We start from the raw sequence: 18,703 nt of genomic DNA on the forward strand, positions 1-18,703 counted from the left end.
CAGGAGTGGAAGGGGACAATGGCGGATTTGAAACTGACGGGTGTCGAGAAGGCCTATGGCGACGTCAAGGTATTGAGCAACATCAACCTCGACATCCAGCAGGGGGAACTGATCGTGTTCGTCGGCCCCTCGGGATGCGGAAAATCCACGCTGCTACGGATGATCGCGGGGTTGGAAAAAATCACGGGCGGCACGCTGGAGATCGATGGCACCGTGGTCAACGATGTTCCGCCTGCGCAGCGTGGCATTGCCATGGTGTTCCAGTCCTACGCGCTCTATCCCCACATGACAGTGCGGGAGAACATGTCCTTCGCGCTCAAGATCGCCAAGAAAAGTCAGGCCGAGATCGACGCGGCGGTGGAGGCGGCGGCCGAAAAGCTGCAACTGGGGCAATATCTCGACCGGCTGCCCAAGGCGCTTTCGGGGGGACAGCGGCAGCGGGTGGCGATCGGTCGGTCTATCGTGCGCGATCCGAAGGTTTACCTTTTCGACGAGCCGCTCTCGAATCTCGATGCGGCCTTGCGGGTGGCGACCCGGCTGGAAATCGCCCAGCTGAAGGAGGCGATGCCTGAATCCACCATGGTCTATGTCACTCATGACCAGGTGGAGGCGATGACCCTGGCCACGCGCATCGTGGTCCTTGCCGGGGGCGGGATCGCACAGGTTGGTTCACCGCTGGAGTTGTACGAGAAACCCGAAAACGAGTTCGTGGCGCAGTTCATTGGCTCGCCTAAGATGAACCTTCTGCCGGGAAAGATCATCGGCACGGGGGCGCAGACCACGGTCGAGATGACAGACGGCGGGCGGGCCGTGTCGGATTACCCTTCCGACGACAGCCTCATGGGGGCAGCGGTGAATGTCGGCGTGCGGCCCGAAGACATGGTCGAAGCCGCGCCTGGTGGCGACTATGTCTTCGAAGGAAAGGTGGCCATAACCGAGGCACTGGGTGAGGTCACGCTCCTCTATTTCGAGGCACCCTCGGGTGCGGATCCGACCATCGGCAAGCTGCAGGGCATTCACAAGGATCTCAAGGGTCAGGTCACGCGCCTGACCGCGGAGCCGGCAAAGGTCCACGTCTTCAAGGACGGCGTTTCGCTGCATTACCCCCACGGCAAGCACGTTACTTTCGCGCCCCATTGACCCAGTGCCAGGCGTTTCCCGTCAATGATGGCGCACAGCGTGATCATGACCGGGCCGAGCTCATTTGTCCTGACTTGTTCCCATGTCTAAGAGGCGCGAAAAAGGGAACGATCATTCGGCCGACGCGGAGGAGCTGGATCATCAGGTACGGTGCGGTACGCTCAGGCTCAGAAACCCCAAGTCTTGGCTGGAACTCTCCCGGTGGCGTCTTGCGATGCGCGCGCCAGAGTGGCTAGGGTGCGGCTCGTATTAGCGGTGTCAGGAGGGACGCGGCATGGCAGCGCCTGAAAACCAATTGAAACAAGCCCTCTTGGCCGGCGACGTTCAGATCGGCATCTGGCTGGGCTTCGGCGCGCCCGCGGTAGCGGAACTGGCGGCGGGCTGTGGCTTCGATTGGTGCCTCGTGGATGGAGAGCATTCGCCCAACGATCCGGCGCAGATGATCGACCAACTGCGCGCCATGGTCGGGCAGGGCGCCATGCCGATTGTCCGCGTCCCTGTGGGCGAGGACTGGGTGCTCAAGCGCGCGCTCGATCTCGGGGTCCAGACGATCATGGTGCCAATGGTCGAAACAGCCGCGCAAGCGCAGCAGATTGTGCGTGCCATGCGCTATCCCCCCGACGGCGTGCGCGGCGTGGGAGCGGCCCTTGCCAGGGCATCTGGGTATTCTCTCGATGCCGAGTATGTCACTACGGCAAACGCGCAGATCTGCACAATCGTGCAGATCGAGAGCCATGCCGCGGTGCGGGCCATTCCGGAGATCGCGGCGGTGGAGGGGGTCGATGTGCTCTTCATCGGTCCCGCGGATCTTGCCGCGGACATGGGCTATCCCGGGCGCGCAGACGCGCCCGAGGTGGATGCGGTGATCTGCGCCGCTCTCGGCGAGATCGCGCGCAGCGGCAAGGTGCCCGGTGTGCTCGCCTTCTCCGAGACAGATGCGGCGCGCTTTGCGGCCGCGGGCGCCCGGTTCCTTGGGGTTGGGGCCGATGTCACGTCGCTGTCGGCGGCCCTGCGCGGGCTGTCTGCGTCTTCGCGCGCGCGCCTGGGCGCCCCCTGATCCGCAGCCAAGCACTTGCCGTGCGGAGCAATCCATGCGAGGGGGACGTGCCTAACGAAGCCCCCGACAGGAGTGCGTGATGGAGATTCGCGAGGCCCTTACATTTGATGATGTTCTGCTGGTTCCCGGGGCGAGTTCCGTCCTGCCCTCGGAGGCCGACACGCGCACAAGAGTCACGAAATCCATCGCCCTGAACATTCCGCTTCTGAGCTCCGCTATGGATACGGTGACGGAGTGGCGCATGGCGATTGCAATGGCTCAGGCCGGTGGCATGGGGGTGCTGCACCGGAACCTGTCCATAGACGAACAGCAACGCCAAGTCCGGCAGGTCAAGCGGTTCGAATCCGGTGTGGTCTACAACCCTGTCACGCTGCGCCCGGATCAGACCCTGGCCGACGCCAAGGCGCTGATGGAGCGCTACAAGATCACCGGTTTTCCAGTCGTTGACGAAACGCGCCGGGTTCTCGGGATTGTCACCAATCGGGATATGCGGTTTGCGTCTGATGACAACACCCCGGTTTCGGTGATGATGACTTCTGATAACCTTGCGATCCTGCGAGAGCCCGCGGATCTCGCCGAGGCCAAGTCCCTGATGCACGCGCGCCGGATCGAGAAACTGCTGGTTCTCGATGGTGACGGCAAGCTGACGGGCTTGCTGACGATCAAGGATATCGAGCAGGCGGTGCTGAACCCGCAGGCCTGCAAGGACGCGTTGGGCCGCCTGCGTGTGGCCGCGGCCACGACCGTGGGCGATGCCGGGTTCGAGCGGTCGCAGGCGCTGGTCGAGGCGGGTGTGGACCTGATCATCATCGATACCGCCCATGGTCATTCCGAGGGCGTCGCCAAGGCCGTGGAACGCGCAAAGACCTTGTCTAACTCGGTGCAGGTCGTGGCGGGCAACGTGGCGACCGGCGAGGCGACCCGCGCATTGATCGATGCAGGGGCTGATGCGGTCAAGGTCGGCATCGGGCCGGGATCGATCTGTACGACAAGGATCGTGGCCGGCGTGGGGGTGCCGCAATTGACGGCCATCATGGATTGCGCGGAAGCGGCAGAGGCCACGGGAACCCCGGTGATTGCCGATGGCGGCATCAAGTATTCCGGCGACTTCGCGAAGGCCATCGCCGCAGGTGCAAGCTGCGCCATGGTCGGCTCGATGATCGCGGGCACCGACGAGTCCCCCGGGGAGGTGATCCTCTATCAGGGCCGGTCGTTCAAATCCTATCGGGGCATGGGCAGTCTTGGGGCGATGGCGCGCGGCTCGGCCGATCGTTACTTTCAAAAAGATGCAGCTTCCGACAAGTTGGTGCCCGAAGGGATTGAGGGGCAAGTCCCTTACAAGGGCTCGGCAGGCGCGGTCATCCACCAACTCGTGGGGGGATTGCGCGCGGCGATGGGCTACACCGGTGCCGCCACCGTTGACGAGATGCGCAGCAAGGCGAATTTCGTGCGCATCACGGGCTCGGGCCTGAAGGAAAGCCATGTGCACGATGTGCAGATCACCCGAGAGAGCCCAAATTACCGGATGGGCTGATCCATGACACCTGCCGCGCGGGTGCAAGGCGCCATCGAGATTCTGGAGGCATATCTCTCGGGGCAGTCTGCGGAGCAGGCCCTGAGCCGTTGGTGCCGGTCGCATCGTTTTGCAGGCTCCAAAGACCGTGCCGCTTTGCGCGATCTCGTGTTTGATGCCTTGCGCTGTCGGGCGAGTTACGCTTGGCTTGGCGGTGGTCTAAGCGCGCGAGGTTTGATGCTCGGCGCGCTTCGAAAGCGCGGGCAGGCGCCTGAGGACCTGTTCAACGGACAAACCTACGCACCCTTTCCGGTGACCGGGGACGAGATCGCTCAATTCGGCCAAGCCGAGAACATGCCGGATGATGTGGCCCTGGATATGCCGGGCTGGCTTTTTGCCCAGTTGCAAGAAAGCTTTGGCGAAGTAGCTTTGGGCGTTTGCACGGCGTTGCAGCAGCGTGCCCCGGTTGATTTGCGGGTCAATACCTTGAAGGCATCTTTGGGGCAAGCAGCAGAAGCCCTTTATGAAGACGGAATCGCGACTGAACGGGTTGCGGACGTGGCGACCGCTCTTCGGGTTGTGGAGGGCGCTCGGAGTGTTGTCAGGTCGCGCGCCTTTACAGAAGGCCTTGTGGAGTTGCAGGACGCCGCCTCGCAACTGGCCGTGTTGCGCAGCCCTGTACCTCACAAGGGCCGCATTCTCGACTTTTGTGCCGGCGGTGGCGGGAAGGCGTTGGCCCTCGCGGCACAAAGTGGGGGGGGCATCCATGTGCACGACGCAAACCTCAAAAGGATGCGGGACCTGCCAGATCGGGCAGCTCGTGCAGGGGCAGACCTGCGAATGTGGAATCGCGCGGAGGCGCGCGCGTTCGACCTTGTATTCTGTGATGCGCCATGTTCGGGCAGCGGCACCTGGCGGCGCTCACCCGAGGCCAAGTGGACGCTGACGCCAGACCGGCTTGCAGAGTACGTTGCAACCCAGAGAACCGTACTGACCGCCGCCGCACCCCTGGTGCGGCCGGGCGGTTTCCTCGTTTACGCGACCTGCTCAATACTGACGGTGGAAAATGCCGCGCAGACTGCTTGGTTCTTGCAGGCGTTTCCCGCATTTTCGCTTCTGGAGGCATCGCAGATGTTGCCCGAAAACCCGGGGGACGGATTCTACTTCGGTATCCTTCGGAATGAACGCTCAACCAAAGGTTGAATTGCGGCGGCTGTTAAGCGTAGCTTAATCCAACCGGACCAAGACTGCGGCAAACGGTGAACCGGAGGACAGAGTGAGCGATCAGCCGCTTCAGGGGCAAAGCAGAAGGATCTTTCCGGGCAAGGGCACCCGGGAGGCTGTCTTGTTGCTCGGGTCGGCCGCTGTCATCTCGGCCGTTGCGATCCTGCTGCAGGATCAGACCATCAGGTTGTCGTTGGCTGTCTCGGCCATAACCCTCGTGGCCTTGCTGATTCTCCTGCAACTGCGCGCGCGCTTCGCCGGCACGCGCATTGATCCCAAACTCGTGGCGCTTTTTCCCTTTCTGGAGGGTGACTCCGCACCTTCGATTGTCGTTGACCCAGACCAGCAGGTTCTCTGGGCAAACGGGGCGGCCAAGGCGCAGTTTCCGGCGCTTGCAGATGTTGGCATCGTTGCCTCGGTCGAGAGCGTGATGCCCGATGCGTCCGGGCTTCTGCGCCGGTTGCGACGTGGCCTTGAGCGCGGCTCGATGAGTATTGAGGATGTGGCTGTCCGGCAGGGACATGCTCGGTTCGCATTGCGATCCTATGCCAGCGGTCAAATGCTCTTCCGGATGGAGGCGCTGGCGACCCGTGGGGGAAATGGTGGCGGCTCCGGCTCGGTTCCGGTACTGACCGTCTCGCAAACCGGGACGGTCCTGTCGATGAACGATGCTCTAAGGCGCATGATCGGCATCCGGGCTCGCGATCTGACTGCGGTGTTCGTGACCCCACCAACAGACACGGCCTCGACCGCGGAGATCATCACGCCAGATGGACACGTAACCGTGTACCTGCAGCAGACATCGCTTTCGGCGGGCCGTCGTGAGATCGCGATGATCCCCATCGAGAACCTCTCCAGTGTTCATGACCTAAAGACGGGTCTCGAAGAGCTTCCGGTTGCGGTTCTGAAACTCGGTGTGGACGGTCAGTTGTTGCAGGCCAATGCATCTGCTCGATCCCTTCTGAGCATCGATCATATCGACCCAGATATGAATTTTGCCAATCTTGTCACGGGGCTGGGGCGATCCGTTCGTTCATGGCTTCAAGATGCATTGCACGCACACCACCCCTTGCAGCCCGAAGTACTGCGCGTTCGCGACCGGACAGAGGAGAGCTTTTTACAGGTCTCCCTGATGCGCTCCCAAAGTGCAGAGGGCCCCGTTCTGACAGCGGTTCTTCATGATGCGACAGAGCTGAAGACCTTGGAAGCCCAGTTCGTTCAGAGCCAGAAAATGCAGGCAATTGGGCAGCTTGCAGGTGGTGTCGCGCATGATTTCAATAATCTGCTGACCGCAATCTCAGGCCATTGCGATCTGTTGCTGCTGCGGCATGATCAGGGAGACCCCGAGTACGGAGATCTCGTGCAGATCAATCAGAATGCGAACCGGGCGGCGAGTCTTGTGGGCCAGTTACTGGCGTTTTCGCGCAAACAAACCTTGCAGCCCGAGTTGATCGACCTGCGCGATACGCTGTCGGACCTGACCCATTTGCTGAACCGTCTTGTCGGTGAGCGGGTATCGCTGACCTTGATGACTGACCCCGATCTCAGCCCGATGCGGGCAGATCGGCGCCAGTTGGAACAGGTGCTTATGAACCTCGTTGTCAATGCACGGGATGCGATGCCCGAAGGGGGGGAGATCACCATCGAGGCCAAGAGCGTTGTCCTGGATAACCCGATAACGCGAGCGCGCGTCACGCTGCCCGCTGGCGACTACGCATGTGTTACGGTCACGGATCAGGGCATCGGGATCCCGCAGGACAAGATCACGAAGATTTTCGAGCCGTTCTACACTACGAAACGAACGGGGGAGGGTACCGGGCTGGGCCTGTCGACCGCGTACGGGATCGTAAAGCAGTCCGGTGGCTTCATTTTTGCTGAAAGCGTCGTCGGTAAGGGCACGGCGTTCGAGATCTTTTTTCCAGCTTACCATGGACAGACCGTCATACCGACCGAAAGTACCGCCGCCCCGCCGGAGCGGCCAGCCGCGACCGGGGACGGCGTCGTTCTGCTGGTTGAAGACGAAGCCCCGGTTCGTGCTTTCGCTGCCCGTGCGCTTCGTCTGAACGGCTTTACCGTGCTTGAGGCCGAAAATGCCGAGGCTGCCCTGGAGTTGTTGGAAAATCCCGCGCTCGAGGTCGATTTGTTTGTGACAGATGTCATCATGCCCGGGCTTGATGGACCGAGCTGGGTGCGGCAGGCTCTCGCGCTGCGTCCGGGTATCCCTGTTGTTTTCGTATCAGGCTACGCTGAAGACCTGCTTTCCGGGGAAGAGGATCCAATCCCGAATTCGGTTTTCCTGCCTAAGCCTTTTTCCCTGAAACAGCTGATCGCCACTGTGCAGACGCAATCCGCGATGCGGGATGGTGTGCTTTCGGTCAAAGACGCGAGCTAACCCGTTCCCCGACGGAGATCGTATGTGGAAACCTTTTCTTAACCCTGCTTGGTCAATCTGAACTGGCTTAGATTACACTTGAATTGTTCTCTTTATGGTCCCATAAAAAGAGAACAGGGCAAGAACAACGCAGCGATTGCCGCGATGATGGCGGTATGAAATAAGGGGCAAAACATGGCCAGCGCGAGTCTTTTGGACGTGACCAACAATCGTAACGCAGACAAGCAGAAAGCTCTCGACAGCGCCTTGGCGCAGATCGAGCGGCAATTCGGCAAGGGCTCCATCATGAAGCTCGGCGCCGACAGTCCCGTGGCTGAGATCGAAGCGACCTCGACCGGGTCGATCGGATTGGATATCGCGCTCGGAATCGGGGGTATTCCCAAGGGCCGCATCATCGAGATCTACGGCCCTGAAAGTTCCGGCAAGACCACGCTGACCCTGCACTGCATTGCCGAAGAGCAGAAAAAGGGTGGTGTCTGCGCGTTTGTGGACGCAGAGCACGCGCTGGACCCACAATACGCCCGGAAACTTGGTGTAGATCTGGACGAGTTGCTGATTTCTCAGCCCGATACCGGCGAGCAGGCTCTCGAGATTACGGAGACTCTCGTCAGGTCCGGGGCGGTCAGCATGGTGGTCGTCGACTCGGTGGCTGCGCTTACCCCGAAATCCGAGCTCGAAGGCGATATGGGGGATGCCCAAGTCGGCGCCCAGGCGCGCCTCATGAGTCAGGCCATGCGCAAACTGACCGGCGCGATATCGCGATCCAACTGCACGGTGATCTTCATCAACCAGATCCGCATGAAGATCGGTGTGATGTTCGGCTCACCCGAAACCACGTCGGGCGGCAACGCGCTGAAGTTCTATTCGTCTGTCCGGCTCGACATCCGCCGCATTGGATCGGTCAAGGATCGCGACGAAATCGTCGGGAACACCACGAAGGTCAAGGTCGTGAAGAACAAGGTGGCCCCGCCTTTCAAACAGGTTGAGTTCGACATCATCTACGGGGAAGGCATCTCCAAAATGGGCGAGTTGATCGATCTCGGCGTGAAGGCTGGCGTCGTGCAGAAATCGGGGTCTTGGTTCTCTTATGGAGACGAGAGGATCGGTCAGGGACGGGAGAACGCAAAGCAGTATCTCCGCGACAACACGAGGACGGCGCTTGAGCTCGAGGACAAGATCCGCGCAGCGCACGGGCTGGATTTCCAGATGCCCGACAGCGAGGCCGAGATCCTCGACGACTGATATGCATCTGCGGAGCACGAAGTGATATGAAAACGGCCCCCTTCGCGGGGCCGTTTTCATGAGGTGTGGCGCCGCGCGCCTTGGTGTGGACAGCCCCGCAAGCCAGCGGTACACCGGCTTGAACAACTCTCCGGGAATGCCAAGATGCCGAGCCTTAATGAAATCCGCAGTACGTTCTTGAACTTCTTCGGTGGCCACGGCCACGAGATCGTCGACAGCTCACCGCTTGTGCCGCGCAACGACCCGACGCTGATGTTCACTAATGCGGGGATGGTGCAGTTCAAGAACGTCTTCACTGGCCTGGAGCACCGCGATTACAACCGCGCCACCACCAGCCAAAAATGCGTGCGCGCAGGTGGAAAGCACAATGATCTCGACAATGTGGGCTATACCGCGCGTCACCATACCTTCTTCGAAATGCTGGGGAATTTCAGCTTCGGGGACTATTTCAAGGAAGATGCGATTCCCTTCGCCTGGGACCTGATCACCAAGGAGTTCGGCATCGACAAGTCCCGACTTCTCGTCACGGTCTACCACACCGATGACGAGGCGGCCGAGATATGGAAGAAGCACGCGGGCCTGAGCGATGACCGCATCATCCGGATTCCGACCAATGACAATTTCTGGATGATGGGCCCGACGGGGCCTTGCGGACCTTGTACCGAGATTTTCTATGACCATGGGGACCACATCTGGGGCGGGCCCCCGGGCAGCCCGGAAGAGGACGGCGACCGTTTCATCGAGATCTGGAACCTCGTCTTCATGCAGTTCGAGCAATTCGAGGATGGCACGCGGGAGCCTTTACCAAAGCCGTCCATCGACACGGGAATGGGACTTGAACGGATCGGCGCATTGCTGCAGGGCAGCCATGACAATTATGACACGGACCTGTTCAAGACTTTGATCGAGGCTTCTGCGCATGCCACCAGCGTCGATCCTTACGGCGACAAGAACGTTCATCACCGCGTCATCGCCGATCATCTGCGCTCGACCTCGTTCCTGATCGCAGACGGGGTGATGCCATCGAACGAAGGGCGCGGTTACGTACTGCGCCGGATCATGCGGCGTGCCATGCGTCATGCGCATTTGCTGGGCGCTCAGGACCCGGTCATGTATCGACTCGTTCCCGCGCTTGTCGGACAGATGGGGCAGGCTTTCCCCGAGCTGGGGCGCGCGCAGGCGTTGATCGAAGAGACACTGATGCTGGAGGAGACCCGTTTCCGGCAGACGCTGGACCGGGGCCTGAAGCTGCTGGACGAGGCCGTGGCCGATGTTCCCGAGGGGGGTGCCTTGCCGGGCGAGACAGCGTTCAAGCTTTATGACACCTATGGTTTTCCGCTCGATCTGACTCAGGATGCGCTGCGCGAGAAGGGACGTGCCGTGGAAACCGAGGGTTTTGATGCCGCCATGGCGGATCAGAAGGCCAAAGCTCGCGCGGCTTGGGCAGGCTCCGGTGAAACTGCCGATGAGAGCATTTGGTTCGATCTGGCAGAGACTCATGGCGCAACCGAGTTCCTGGGCTATGACACCGAGGTCGCCGAAGGACAGGTTCTGGCACTGGTCAAGGATGGTGCGCAGGTCGCGCAACTGGCCGAGGGCGAGACCGGATGGATGGTGCTTAACCAGACACCGTTCTATGCGGAATCCGGCGGGCAGGTCGGAGATAGCGGGGGCTATCTGAAGTCCAATGGCTCCGGGGCGATCCACGACACCCAGAAAAGGAACGGCCTCTTCGCGCACAAGGTAACCCCGAAAGCGCAACCCTTGAAAGCCGGCGACGTGCTGGAGATGCGAGTCGATCCCGCGCGGCGCACGGCGATCCGGGCCAACCACTCCGCGACGCACCTTTTGCACGAGGCGCTGCGCCAGGCCTTGGGCGCTCATGTGGCGCAGCGTGGATCTCTGAATGCCGCGGACCGCTTGCGGTTCGATTTCAGCCATTCCAAGGCCCTGACGCTCGAAGAGCTGCAAAAAGTCGAGGCCGAGGTGAACGCCTACATTCGCCAGAACAGTCCCGTTGAGACCCGCATCATGACCCCTGACGCGGCACGTGATCTCGGTGCGCAGGCCCTTTTTGGCGAGAAGTATGGCGACGAGGTGCGTGTTGTGTCGATGGGCCGCCAAACCGGCTCCGGCAAAGGTGTTTCGGGCGAGACCTATTCGCTCGAGCTTTGCGGCGGCACCCATGTGAAGCAGACCGGCGATATTGGTGTGTTCGTCACGGTGGGAGAGACGGCGTCGTCTTCTGGGGTGCGCCGGATCGAGGCGCTGACCGGCGAAGACGCTTTCGCCTATCTCAGTGCTCAGGATCACAGGCTTGCGGAAGTTGCAGCCAGCCTCAAGGCGCAGGCTGCGGATGTTCCGGAGCGCGTGCGATCCCTGCTGGACGAACGCAAGGCCTTGCAGAACGAAGTGGCGCAGTTGCGCCGGGAACTGGCCATGGCTGGAGGCGGGCAAGGCACCGCTGCACCCGAGGCCGAAGATGTGGCGGGGGTGCCCTTTCTGGCGCAGTCCCTGTCCGGGGTATCCGGGCGCGATCTTCCATCGTTGATCGACGAGCACAAAGCGCGGCTCGGTTCCGGGGCGATCCTGCTGATTGCCGATACCGGGGGCAAGGCCGCTGTTGCCGCCGGTGTGACAGCGGATCTCACCGACCGCCTGTCGGCCGTCGATCTCGTCAAAGCCGCGGTGGCGGAGCTTGGGGGCAAGGGCGGCGGTGGTCGTCCTGACATGGCTCAGGGCGGGGGCAAGGACGCGAGCAGAGCGGATGCGGCGATCGCCGCCGCCAAGTCAGTGATTGGAGGATAACAAGATGTCAGCATTCTGGATCGCACATGTGCATGTCACCGACGCAGACCGTTACGGCGAATACGCCAAGCGCGCCACGGTCGCCATTGCGGAACACGGCGGGCAGTTTCTCGCCCGGGGCGGTAGTTTCACGCAATTGGAGGGGCCTGAGCGCGAACGCCACGTTGTCGTGCGCTTCGAGAGCCGCGCGCAGGCCGAAAAATGCTATGCCTCTTCAGCCTACCAAGAAGCCCTCAGCTACGCGCGTGGCGCGGCCGAGCGCGAACTCGTGATCGTGGACGCGCTCGACAATACCTGAGTGAGGGCCGCCTTAGCGCAAGCGTCCACCTCCGGGACGGGCAGGGCGCGTCGACGGTTTGTGCATGGGCGGCCGGATGCTTGGCGGTTTCGCGATCGGCGGCTTGGGTTTGGCGATCGGTGGGCGCTCTGGCCGGTCGGGTCGTGAGGGGCGGTTCACGTCGATATCGACATCCACATCGTCTCGATAGTAGTGGTTCCAGTAAAACGGGTCGGAATACCCGTAGCCATAGCTGACGCCGACCGCGGTTTGGCAGCCGGACACAGCCCCTGCGACCAGCAGCGCGAGTCCTGTTTTCATGATGGTGCGCGGGGTCATTGGCCTGCCCTCATGCTGGAGAATACGCTGTTGATCTCGAAAACCAGTTCCGGGTCGGCGCGGGCTTCGGCGACACCCGCCGCGATCGCGACACGAGATCCGGGCAAGTCAACGACCGCAATTGTAAAGGTGATGGCTTGCCCGTCACGACGCCCGCTGCCCTTGATAATTTGAGCGGCCAGGCCGCCAACCCGTCCCGGCGCGACCGATGTCACCTCCGGTTCGTTGGCCAGAAACTTCTCGATTTCCGACAGGTAGTCGACGCCTTCCTCTACAGTGCGCACTCCGTCTGGGGAGAAAAATCCCATCCAGACGGTCGGATCGACGGTCGGCCGGATCGACACCAGCTGGGGGGTTGTACGCGCTATCTCCTCCCCCGGGGGCGTGATCGCGCGTTCGCCGCCGCTTTCAACTGTCCAGAAGGCAGGCACGTCGAACGAAAACAAGGTACGACCGGCGTCCGAATAACTGAGGCGGACATCGGCCAGGGCAGGCGGGGCAAGCGCGAAGAGCGCGCAGATTGCAACGGGTCTCAACATGGCCGCAGTGTCGAGGTATCCGGACGGCAGCGTCAAGGGGATGTTGCAGTTTCGCGCCCGATCAAAGGCTTGTCGTGGTCGAGAACAGGTGGATGACAAGAACACCGGACAGGATCAATCCGATCCCCAGTAGCGCAGGCAGGTCAAGCTTCTGACCGAAGACGATCCAGCCGATCACGCCGATACACACCAACCCCATGCCCGACCACACCGCATAGACGATGCCGAGGGGCATCACCTTCAGTGCGAGTGCCATGCAATAGAAGCTCAGACCATAGCCGATGACGACCACGGCTGAGGGGCCGGGTTTCGTGAATTGCTGGCTGGCTTGAAGCGCGCTTGTCCCGATAACCTCGGCGATGATGGCACAAAACAGTGCGACGTAATGCATGACAAGCCTCCCTAAACGGACGTGAGTCACGTCGCGATATAGCGTTTCCGATTGTGATTGAAGGCGATAACCCCATTCACCACCGCTGCCCCGACAAGGGAATAGGCGATGATCGACAGCGGAAACAGGAAGGCTGCCACGGCAAAAAGGACAAGATCGAAAAGCAACTGCACGTATCCCGCGCGGACTCCGGTTCGATCCTGCACAAGCAAGGCGACCACGCCGAGACCGCCCAGAGAGCCTCTGTGCCGAAAGATCGCCAGCAGCCCGAGCCCCGTTGTGGCGCCGAAGATCACCGCGCCCAGTACGGGAGTAATCTTCTCGATCGTGAACCCGAGCGGCATGGCTTCGGTCGCGAGCGACAGGGCCGTGACACAGGCCAGAGATTTCAAAGTGAACTCGAGCCCTAGTTTGCGGTAGGCGAGCCAATAGAACGGCAGATTGACCACGAAAAAAACGAGGCCGAAAGACCAGCCGGTCGCATAACTGATCACCAAGGCCAGACCCGCCGTTTGGCCTGTCACGAGGCCGAGATGGCTCAGGAAGGTCAGTCCGACCGCGCAAAGAAGGACACCGATGCAAAGGCCTTGCGCGTCATCAAGGGCGGAATGCCGAATATCGTCGGGACTTGGCAGGGGGACAGGTGCTGGCATGGTCGGACTAAGCCTCAGCGCCACGGGAACTGCCAGTGGATTTCACGTATGCCTTGCGTGATGCGATGTTGTTGCCGCTCAGTTGAACCGGCTTTGTGGTCAAACGGACAATTCTTGCGCGAGCGAGCAGGCTTGATCCGGTGCCTCAGCCGCTCATCACGACCCATCCCACGACATAGGCTACGGCCCCGCATACCAGACCCACAAGCAAGGTTTCGACCACGCAGCGCAGGTGCCGCTCCCCCGTGGCCTGAGCGCGCAGCAATCCGAGCAGCAAGAGCGCCCCGAGGCTGGAGCCTGCGGAAACGGCCAGCGCATCCGCCTCCGCCACACCGAAAAAGAACGGCAGCAGCGGCAAGACCCCGAAGGCCAGAAAGGAAATGAAGGTGGTCAGGCCGTTCCAGACTTCTTCGCCATCCTCTGGAGCCGACAGGCCGAATTCGTAGAGCATCATGAAATCGGCCATCAACTCGGGATGGTGTTCTAACTGGTCGGCGAAGGCGCGGGCGTCTGAACCGCTCAGGCCCTTCTCAGCCAGAATCGCGAGCACCTCCTTGCGTTCTGATACGGTTTCCGTGCGGAAGCGTCGGATCTCCTCCCGACGATTCTTGCGGTAGACGTCGCGCTCCGCGCGGGACGACAGATACTCGCCAAGGCCCATGGAGGCCGCATCCGCGAACAGGTTGGCAAGGCCGAAGAGGATCACTGCCACGGCCCCGATCTGCGCGGTGCCCTCGGCACCGGCCCCTGCGAAGCCCGCGACCACGGCAAAGGTGGTGACAATACCGTCATTGCCGCCATAGACGATCTGGCGGAGGCGCGCATTCAAAGCGCTGATCCCGTGTGCGGATTTGATGTGGGCTTTCAGGTCCAAGGGTGGTCTCCCGCCGATAGCCTAGGACCTCTGCGCCGCCCCGCACAAGAGACCGCGCCGTCGCGGGTCGGCATAAGCTGTCGCCTCAGGCGCGTGGCGCAGATTGCGCCTCGAGAAAGGCGCGTGCGCGCGCCTCGGCTTGACGCACGCGGATGTAGGTCTGATACGCCTCTTCCATGGTCGATGAACTCGCCCCCAGCTGTCTGCCGACATCCACGATAAGTTGTTCGTTACCGGTCCGCGCGACTTCCGCCAGCGTGTCCTTGGCCAAGGCGTCCGCAAGATCGTCAATGATCGACATGGCTAGCGCGTCGTCTCCGTCAGCCTGCGGCGAACATATTCATCCACGGTGGTGATCATCTCTTCCATATGCGGATCTTCGAAGAAATGGCCCGCATCGGGGATCTCTTCGTGCGTGATCGTAATCCCCTTTTGCTCATGCAGCTTGTTGACCAGCGACACGGTATCCGCCGGGGCCGCAACCCGGTCCGCGGAGCCGTTGATGATCAGTCCCGAAGACGGGCAGGGCGCGAGGAAACTGAAATCATAGGTATTCGCCGGGGGCGCCACGGAGATGAAACCAGTGATCTCGGGCCGCCGCATCAGAAGTTGCATCCCGATCCAGGCTCCGAAGGAGAAGCCTGCGACCCAGCAATGCTTGGAATTGGGGTTCATCGATTGCAAGTAGTCCAGAGCACTGGCGGCATCCGACAGCTCGCCAACCCCTTGGTCGTACTCGCCCTGGCTGCGCCCGACGCCGCGGAAATTGAAGCGCAGCACCGTGAAACCCATGTTGTAGAACGCGTAATGCAGGTTATAGACCACGCGGTTGTTCATGGTCCCGCCGAACTGCGGATGGGGATGCAGGACGATCGCGATCGGGGCGTCTTTTTCCTTCTGCGGATGGTAACGGCCTTCGAGCCGTCCTTCGGGCCCCGGAAAAATCACTTCGGGCATGGATGCCTGTCCTCTCACCGCCGTTGCCGTTTGCGTCGTCTGTTTTCTTGACGAATTCAATCGAGCAATCTAGAACCATTCTAAACCGAGCGTTGTGGAGCCCGGCCCTGTGCAATTAAGGAAAGCAGGGGCGCAGGTCAATGTGCGGCGGCCTTTGCAGGGGAGGGGATCGTGAAACTCAGTACCAAGGGCCGCTACGCGATGGTGGCGATGGCCGATCTGGCCGAAGCCCCGGCCGACAAGCTGGTGACGTTGTCGGAGATTGCCGAGCGGCAAAGTATCTCGCTGACGTATCTCGAACAGCTCTTCGTCAAGCTGCGTCGGGCAAAGCTGGTCGAGTCGGTGCGCGGGCCCGGCGGAGGGTATCGGCTGGCACGGGCGCCGGATGCCATCCGCGTATCGGATGTCCTGCAGGCCGTGGACGAAACGGTCAGTGCCATGCATACCGGGGCGGGGGCGTCCGGTGCCAAGTCCGGCTCACGGGCGCAGTCTATGACCAACCGGCTCTGGGAAGGGTTGAGCGCGCATGTCTATGTGTTTCTACATCAGACCCGCTTGTCCGACGTGGTGACCAACCAGCTGACGCCATGCCCGGCGGTACCGACGCTGTTCACCGTTGTCGACGATGTGGTCGACGATGCAGACGCGGTTGCGAACTGAGGATCCCGAACGTGAAGCCACGCGTCTATCTCGATCACAATGCGACCGCCCCGCTGCGCACCGAGGCGCGCACGGCGATGTGCGCGGCCATGGACCTTGTGGGAAACCCATCTTCGGTGCACGGCGAGGGGCGCGCGGCAAAGGCATTGATCGAACGGGCGCGGGCGGAGATCCTGGAGGCATTGGGTGCGCAGGATTGCGACCTGGTGTTCACGTCCGGCGCGACGGAGGCCGCAGCCCTCGCCTGCGCCGGGCAGGACCTCGACTGCGCCCCGATCGAGCATGATGCGGTGGCGTCTTGGGCGAACCCCGGTCTCGGGGTTGATGCGGATGGTGCGGTCAAGGTCGAAACCGCGGGAAGAACGGCGCTGCAGATGGCAAATTCCGAGACCGGGATCGTGCAAGACCTGCCCCAGGGGCTCGCGGTTAGCGATCTGACGCAGGCGTTCGGCAAGCTTCCGGTCGCGTTTTCTTGGACGGGGGCACGCATCGGCTTCGTTTCCGCCCACAAGCTGGGCGGCCCCAAGGGAATCGGCGCTGTCGTGATGCGGCGCGGGGTCGATCTTTTGGCACAAATCCGCGGTGGCGGGCAGGAAATGGGCTGGCGTTCTGGCACCGAAAACCTGATCGGTATCGCTGGATTTGCGGCTGCAGCCAAGTCCGCGCAGGCAGATCTGGACAAAGGTGTCTGGGCGCGAGTTTCTGAAATTAGAAATATTCTAGAAACAGCCCTTCACTCTGCCAGCTCACAGACTATTTTTGTCGGGAAAGACGTGCAACGTCTGCCGAACACGATCTGTGCCGTGACACCCGGCTGGCGAGGCGAGACACAAGTGATGCAGATGGATCTCGCAGGCTTCGCGGTGAGCGCGGGCTCCGCCTGTTCCAGCGGGAAGGTGAGGCCCAGCCGCGTGCTGCAGGCCATGGGCTTCAGCCCCGAGGACGCAGCCTGTGCTCTCCGGGTCTCCATCGGCCCGGACACGAAAGAAGAGGACGCCCTGCGCTTCGCTGAAGCTTGGGGGAAAGCAAAGAACCGACATGCGGCCCGGGCCGCCTGATCGGGACGAGACAAACCGCCCCGCAAGGTGAGTATGGGGGCCAGAGAGGATGACCAGATGAACGCTCTGACAGAAGTTGAAGTGCGCGAGGGTGTGGACCGCGAAACGGTCGAGGCGGTTCAATCGGTCGGAGAGCGCTACAAGCACGGCTGGGCAACCGACATCGAGATGGAATACGCGCCGAAGGGCCTCGACGAGGACATCGTACGCCTGATCTCGGAAAAGAACGAAGAGCCCGAATGGATGACAGAGTGGCGGCTTGAGGCCTTCGCGCGGTGGAAGGAGCTTAAAGAGCCGAAGTGGGCCATGGTCGATTACCCCGAAATCGACTTCCAGGACCAGTACTACTATGCCCGGCCAAAGAGCATGGAGGTGAAGCCGAAGTCTCTGGACGAAGTCGATCCCAAGCTCTTGGAAACCTACAAGAAACTCGGTATTCCATTGAAAGAGCAAGCGCTCCTGGCCGGTGTCGAGGCGCCCGAGGAAGACCGCCGCGTCGCTGTGGATGCGGTGTTTGATTCCGTATCCGTCGGCACGACCTTTCAGGCCGAGCTGAAAAAGGCCGGCGTGATCTTCTGCTCGATCTCCGAGGCCATCAAGGAACATCCCGAGCTGGTCAAGAAGTACCTCGGCTCCGTCGTTCCGGTTTCGGACAATTACTATGCCACACTGAACTCGGCCGTGTTCTCGGACGGCTCTTTTGTCTATGTGCCGCCGGGCGTGAAATGCCCGATGGAGCTGAGCACCTATTTCCGCATCAATGCCGAGAACACCGGCCAGTTCGAGCGGACGCTGATCATCGCGGACAAGGGATCGTATGTGTCCTATCTCGAGGGATGCACCGCGCCTCAGCGCGACATCGCGCAGCTGCACGCTGCGGTCGTCGAGATCGTTCTGCTGGAAGATGCCGAGGTGAAGTATTCTACGGTGCAAAACTGGTATCCCGGCGACGAGAACGGCAAGGGCGGCATCTATAACTTCGTCACCAAGCGCGCCGATTGCCGGGGCGATCGGTCCAAAGTGATGTGGACCCAGGTGGAGACCGGCTCGGCAGTGACCTGGAAATACCCGTCCTGCATCCTGCGCGGCGACGACACGCAAGGCGAGTTCTATTCCATCGCGATCGCCAACAACATGCAGCAGGCCGATACCGGTACGAAGATGGTGCACCTGGGCAGGAATACCAAGTCGCGGATCGTCTCCAAGGGGATCAGCGCGGGCAAGGCACAGAACACCTATCGCGGCCTCGTGTCGATGCACCCCAAGGCGAAGAACGGGCGCAACTATACCCAGTGCGATAGCCTGCTGATCGGCGACAAGTGCGGCGCGCATACGGTGCCATATATAGAGGTTCGGAATAACTCGAGCCGGGTGGAGCACGAAGCGACCACGTCCAAGGTGGACGAAGATCAACTCTTCTATTGCCGCCAGCGCGGCATGGACGAGGAAGAGGCGGTGGCGCTTGTGGTCAACGGGTTCTGCAAGGACGTCTTGCAGGCGCTGCCCATGGAGTTTGCCATGGAAGCCCAGCAGCTTGTTGCCATCTCTCTCGAAGGGTCGGTGGGCTGACGGCCCACCA

18 protein-coding genes are annotated in these 18,703 nt (G+C 61.4%); 11 read left to right on the forward strand and 7 right to left on the reverse strand.

Annotated elements, in window-relative coordinates; all coding sequences use genetic code 11:
• Positions 1-18: 18 nt before the first annotated feature.
• The 8 genes from PVW48_RS02065 to PVW48_RS02100 all read left to right on the forward strand — a co-directional run bounded on the left by PVW48_RS02065 (position 19) and on the right by PVW48_RS02100 (position 11,674).
• Positions 19-1,140 (forward strand): ABC transporter ATP-binding protein, encoded by a 1,122-nt coding sequence (locus PVW48_RS02065; RefSeq protein WP_274580067.1) that lies wholly within the window; start codon positions 19-21, stop codon positions 1,138-1,140.
• A gap of 274 nt (positions 1,141-1,414) precedes the next feature.
• Positions 1,415-2,197, forward strand: coding sequence for an HpcH/HpaI aldolase family protein (locus PVW48_RS02070; protein ID WP_274580069.1), 783 nt, complete (start codon positions 1,415-1,417; stop codon positions 2,195-2,197).
• Between the two features lie 79 nt (positions 2,198-2,276).
• On the forward strand, positions 2,277-3,731 hold the full coding sequence (gene guaB / locus PVW48_RS02075; protein ID WP_274580070.1) for an IMP dehydrogenase: 1,455 nt from the start codon (positions 2,277-2,279) through the stop codon (positions 3,729-3,731).
• A 3-nt stretch (positions 3,732-3,734) separates the two neighbouring features.
• The gene (locus PVW48_RS02080; protein WP_274580072.1) at positions 3,735-4,913 is read left to right on the forward strand and encodes an RsmB/NOP family class I SAM-dependent RNA methyltransferase; all 1,179 of its coding nucleotides are present in this window, start codon (positions 3,735-3,737) and stop codon (positions 4,911-4,913) included.
• Positions 4,914-4,986: 73 nt separating this feature from the next.
• Positions 4,987-7,326, forward strand: coding sequence for an ATP-binding protein (locus PVW48_RS02085; protein WP_274580073.1), 2,340 nt, complete (start codon positions 4,987-4,989; stop codon positions 7,324-7,326).
• 174 nt (positions 7,327-7,500) lie between these two features.
• Positions 7,501-8,568, forward strand: coding sequence for a recombinase RecA (recA, locus tag PVW48_RS02090; RefSeq protein ID WP_012178315.1), 1,068 nt, complete (start codon positions 7,501-7,503; stop codon positions 8,566-8,568).
• A gap of 144 nt (positions 8,569-8,712) precedes the next feature.
• The gene (gene alaS / locus PVW48_RS02095) at positions 8,713-11,376 is read left to right on the forward strand and encodes an alanine--tRNA ligase (RefSeq protein ID WP_274580076.1); all 2,664 of its coding nucleotides are present in this window, start codon (positions 8,713-8,715) and stop codon (positions 11,374-11,376) included.
• A 4-nt stretch (positions 11,377-11,380) separates the two neighbouring features.
• Positions 11,381-11,674 carry a DUF1330 domain-containing protein gene (locus tag PVW48_RS02100; RefSeq protein ID WP_274580078.1) on the forward strand — a complete coding sequence of 98 codons (294 nt, stop codon included), beginning with the start codon at positions 11,381-11,383 and terminating at the stop codon, positions 11,672-11,674.
• 12 nt (positions 11,675-11,686) lie between these two features.
• On the opposite strand, the gene PVW48_RS02105 is transcribed toward PVW48_RS02100, so the two are convergent.
• From PVW48_RS02105 to PVW48_RS02135, 7 genes are all read right to left on the reverse strand, one after another.
• On the reverse strand, positions 11,687-11,974 hold the full coding sequence (locus tag PVW48_RS02105) for a hypothetical protein (RefSeq protein WP_245533063.1): 288 nt from the start codon (positions 11,972-11,974) through the stop codon (positions 11,687-11,689).
• A 14-nt stretch (positions 11,975-11,988) separates the two neighbouring features.
• Positions 11,989-12,567 carry a hypothetical protein gene (locus tag PVW48_RS02110; RefSeq protein ID WP_157865294.1) on the reverse strand — a complete coding sequence of 193 codons (579 nt, stop codon included), beginning with the start codon at positions 12,565-12,567 and terminating at the stop codon, positions 11,989-11,991.
• Positions 12,568-12,592: 25 nt separating this feature from the next.
• The gene (locus PVW48_RS02115; protein ID WP_012178310.1) at positions 12,593-12,922 is read right to left on the reverse strand and encodes a DMT family transporter; all 330 of its coding nucleotides are present in this window, start codon (positions 12,920-12,922) and stop codon (positions 12,593-12,595) included.
• Between the two features lie 26 nt (positions 12,923-12,948).
• Positions 12,949-13,575: a YitT family protein gene (locus PVW48_RS02120; protein WP_012178309.1), complete on the reverse strand. Its 627-nt coding sequence runs from the start codon at positions 13,573-13,575 to the stop codon at positions 12,949-12,951.
• Between the two features lie 145 nt (positions 13,576-13,720).
• Entirely contained in the window at positions 13,721-14,449 is a 729-nt protein-coding gene (locus tag PVW48_RS02125) for a VIT1/CCC1 transporter family protein (protein ID WP_012178308.1), read from the reverse strand.
• An 85-nt stretch (positions 14,450-14,534) separates the two neighbouring features.
• Positions 14,535-14,750 (reverse strand): hypothetical protein, encoded by a 216-nt coding sequence (locus PVW48_RS02130; RefSeq protein WP_012178307.1) that lies wholly within the window; start codon positions 14,748-14,750, stop codon positions 14,535-14,537.
• A 2-nt stretch (positions 14,751-14,752) separates the two neighbouring features.
• Positions 14,753-15,406, reverse strand: a complete 654-nt coding sequence (locus PVW48_RS02135) for an alpha/beta hydrolase (protein ID WP_274580086.1) — start codon at positions 15,404-15,406, stop codon at positions 14,753-14,755.
• Positions 15,407-15,577: 171 nt separating this feature from the next.
• On the opposite strand from PVW48_RS02135, the gene PVW48_RS02140 reads away from it, so the two are divergent.
• Genes PVW48_RS02140 through sufB form a run of 3 tightly spaced genes read left to right on the forward strand, consistent with a single transcriptional unit; the run spans position 15,578 to position 18,693 of the window.
• Positions 15,578-16,066 (forward strand): Rrf2 family transcriptional regulator, encoded by a 489-nt coding sequence (locus PVW48_RS02140; RefSeq protein ID WP_012178305.1) that lies wholly within the window; start codon positions 15,578-15,580, stop codon positions 16,064-16,066.
• Between the two features lie 11 nt (positions 16,067-16,077).
• Entirely contained in the window at positions 16,078-17,124 is a 1,047-nt protein-coding gene (locus PVW48_RS02145; protein ID WP_274580271.1) for a cysteine desulfurase family protein, read from the forward strand.
• Positions 17,125-17,181: 57 nt separating this feature from the next.
• Positions 17,182-18,693 (forward strand): Fe-S cluster assembly protein SufB, encoded by a 1,512-nt coding sequence (gene sufB / locus PVW48_RS02150; RefSeq protein WP_274580087.1) that lies wholly within the window; start codon positions 17,182-17,184, stop codon positions 18,691-18,693.
• Positions 18,694-18,703 lie beyond the last annotated feature (10 nt).

Source organism: Dinoroseobacter sp. PD6, from assembly GCF_028807315.1.
GTDB lineage: Bacteria > Pseudomonadota > Alphaproteobacteria > Rhodobacterales > Rhodobacteraceae > Dinoroseobacter > Dinoroseobacter shibae.